Origin of the sequence: Martinezella tropici (assembly GCF_008370325.1) — a bacterium.
Lineage (GTDB): Bacteria > Pseudomonadota > Alphaproteobacteria > Rhizobiales > Rhizobiaceae > Rhizobium > Rhizobium tropici_B.
In genome coordinates this window covers 1-2,500 of sequence record NZ_VNIP01000025.1, presented here as the reverse complement: position 1 = coordinate 2,500, position 2,500 = coordinate 1, and the positions used below count along the sequence as shown (strand labels likewise).

Sequence of the window (2,500 nt, the reverse complement as noted above, 5' to 3'; positions counted from 1 at the left end):
GTAAGCGCCAAGGCGGGGCCGTTCAGGGCGTGTAGTTCCACGGCATGAGCGAGTGTATTTCGCTGCTGGGCCACCCGTTGGCTATGCGCTCGAGTGTGTGGGTAAGCCAGGCTTGCGGATCGACGTTGTTCATCCTGGCCGTCTGCAGGAGCGTGGCGATTGTCGCCCAGGTCCTGCCACCGCCGTCGCTACCGGCGAATAGGCTGTTCTTTCTCGTAATTGTCTGCGGCCTGATCGCGCGCTCGACGATGTTGGAGTCGAGCTCGATGCGGCCGTCGGTCAGGAAGCGTTCGAAGATGGCGCGACGCGAGGTGGCATAGCGGATCGCCTCGGCGAGCTTCGATTTGCCAGAGACCCGCGGCAGGGTCTTCTGCCAAAGGTCGAAGAGCTCGGTAACGACAGCGGCGGATGTCTGCTGACGCGCGTCGACACGGGCGTCAGGGCTTTGCCCTCGGGCTGTTTCTTCGACCTGCCAGAGCTTTGCCATCAGCTCCACCGTCTCGGTGGCGATCTTTGAGCTTTCCGAGGCGTGGAGCTCGTAGAACTTGCGCCTGCTGTGGGACCAGCAGCCGGCCAATACCATACCGTCATTGCCGCCGTCAGATCGAGCGAGCTTGTTGTAGGCACCATACCCGTCAACTTGAAGAATACCGCGATAGCCACTCAGATGCCGGGCGACACGATCGCCAGCGCGGCTATCTTCGAAGCGATAGGCGACCATCGGCGGACCACTGCCGCCAAAGGGTCTGTCATCCCTGGCATAGGCCCATAACCAAGCCGTCTTTGCTGATCCGGATCCCGGCGCGAGCGTTGGCAACGTCGTCTCGTCAGCAAAGATCCGCTCAGCTTTTTTAATCTCGGCAAGGATATAATCGGCCAGGATGTCGAGTTCGAAGCCGAGCTTGCCCATCCATTGGGCCATCAGCTTGCGATCGAGTTCGACCTTGTCGCGGGCATAGATCGCCTCCTGCCGATAGAGCGGAAGGCCGTCGGCATACTTGGATACCGCGATCTGGGCCAGAAGCGCTTCCGTTGGAATGCCGCCCTCGATGATGTGCGCGGGCGCAGATGCCTGGATGACACCGTCTTCGTTTTTGAAGGCATACTTTGGCCGGCGGGTGACGATGACCCGGAACTTCGCCGGCATGACGTCCAGCCGCTCAGAGACGTCTTCTCCGATCAGCACCTTCTGCTTGCCGGCATGTTCGGGTAGTTCAGCCGGTTCGATTACCACTTCGACCCGCTCCAGGTGGGGCGCGAAGCCTTTGCGTGGCCGCGGCGGACGTTTGCTGTCGGGATGGGTTGCGCCCTTGTTGACCTGGGCTCGGATCGCAGCGATGCCGGTCTCGATCTCCTCGAAGACAAAAGCCTGCTGCTCATCATCCATGCCTGAAGGCCCGAGCTTTTCCGATCGCCGGCCAAAGCGGGCACGATCGAAGGCTTTCAGGATCTGCGTCAGTCTTTCGATGCGCTCATCGGCATCGGCGTTTCGTTCCTTGAGATCTGCAACCTCGCTCTCGAGAGCATCGGCCCGCGCCGCCTTGTCGGCCATGGCAAGGACCATGGCTTTCAGCGTCTCTACATCATCCGGGAGCTGGAGATCGGGCGGCGTCATGAGGCCTACCAGAGCACATTCTGCTCCGGTTTTCCTGCCCTTTCAGGCGGTTGATTCACTTCGCCGCAGGCCTTTACCCAACAATCTCCGGCGGCTTCACTGCCACAGAGCGAACCCGCTTCCAGTCCATGCCGTCAACGAGCGCCATGAGCTGGGCATGATTGAGCTGCACCCGGTTGTGCCCGATCCGCGGCCAGCAGAACTGCGCCTTCTCCAGTCGCTTGGAGTAAAGGCAGACCCCTGATCCATCCCACCAGACGATCTTGACCCGGTCTGCCCGCTTCGCCCGGAAGACATAAAGCGAGCCGTTAAACGGATCACTGCCGGCGTCGCGCACCAGCGACAGCAAGCTGTCCGGTCCTTTGCGGAAGTCGATGGGATGGCTGGCGAGGAACACCTTTACACCTGCGGGGATCATGCCGAACGAACCGCTCGGATAACGCGCTGCAGATGAGCCTCGTCGACATGCCCGCCTGCCCGCACGATAACATCCCCAATGATGATTTCCACGATGGGGTCGGGGCCGGATACAACGCCCTGCGGATACTCTGTCTCCGCTGCTTGCCCAGGTTCATCACTGCCCAACAGTTCTCTGCGCCAGCGATAGAGCTGAGACGGCAGTATCCCGATTTGCCGTGCGACCGCCGAGACGTTCACACCCGGCTGACAGGCTTGCTCGACCGCAGTCGCCTTGAACTCGTCAGACCAAAACCGCCGCAACTGTCGCGGCGCGCCGTCAAGACGATCGGGCACAGCCTCAATCATCCGCATCAATCCAAGGCTAGCCGCAGGCCCAGACATAGATCCTCACAGTCAGAGAAGTCGTATGTCCGAGATACCCTGCACAGCATCAGCACCGCCAGATGGGGTCTCCTTGCCGCTTAC

The 2,500-nt window shown here is 61.0% G+C and carries 3 protein-coding genes; all 3 read right to left on the bottom strand.

What is annotated here, in order from left to right; translation table 11 throughout:
* Nucleotides 1-22: 22 nt before the first annotated feature.
* Nucleotides 23-1,615, bottom strand: coding sequence for an IS66 family transposase (gene tnpC, locus FP026_RS29925; protein WP_149638160.1), 1,593 nt, complete (start codon nucleotides 1,613-1,615; stop codon nucleotides 23-25).
* Between the two features lie 73 nt (nucleotides 1,616-1,688).
* Nucleotides 1,689-2,033, bottom strand: a complete 345-nt coding sequence (gene tnpB, locus FP026_RS29920) for an IS66 family insertion sequence element accessory protein TnpB (RefSeq protein ID WP_011053349.1) — start codon at nucleotides 2,031-2,033, stop codon at nucleotides 1,689-1,691.
* Entirely contained in the window at nucleotides 2,030-2,380 is a 351-nt protein-coding gene (locus tag FP026_RS29915; RefSeq protein ID WP_234904071.1) for a transposase, read from the bottom strand. Before FP026_RS29915 ends, tnpB begins: the two co-directional genes overlap by 4 nt.
* Nucleotides 2,381-2,500 lie beyond the last annotated feature (120 nt).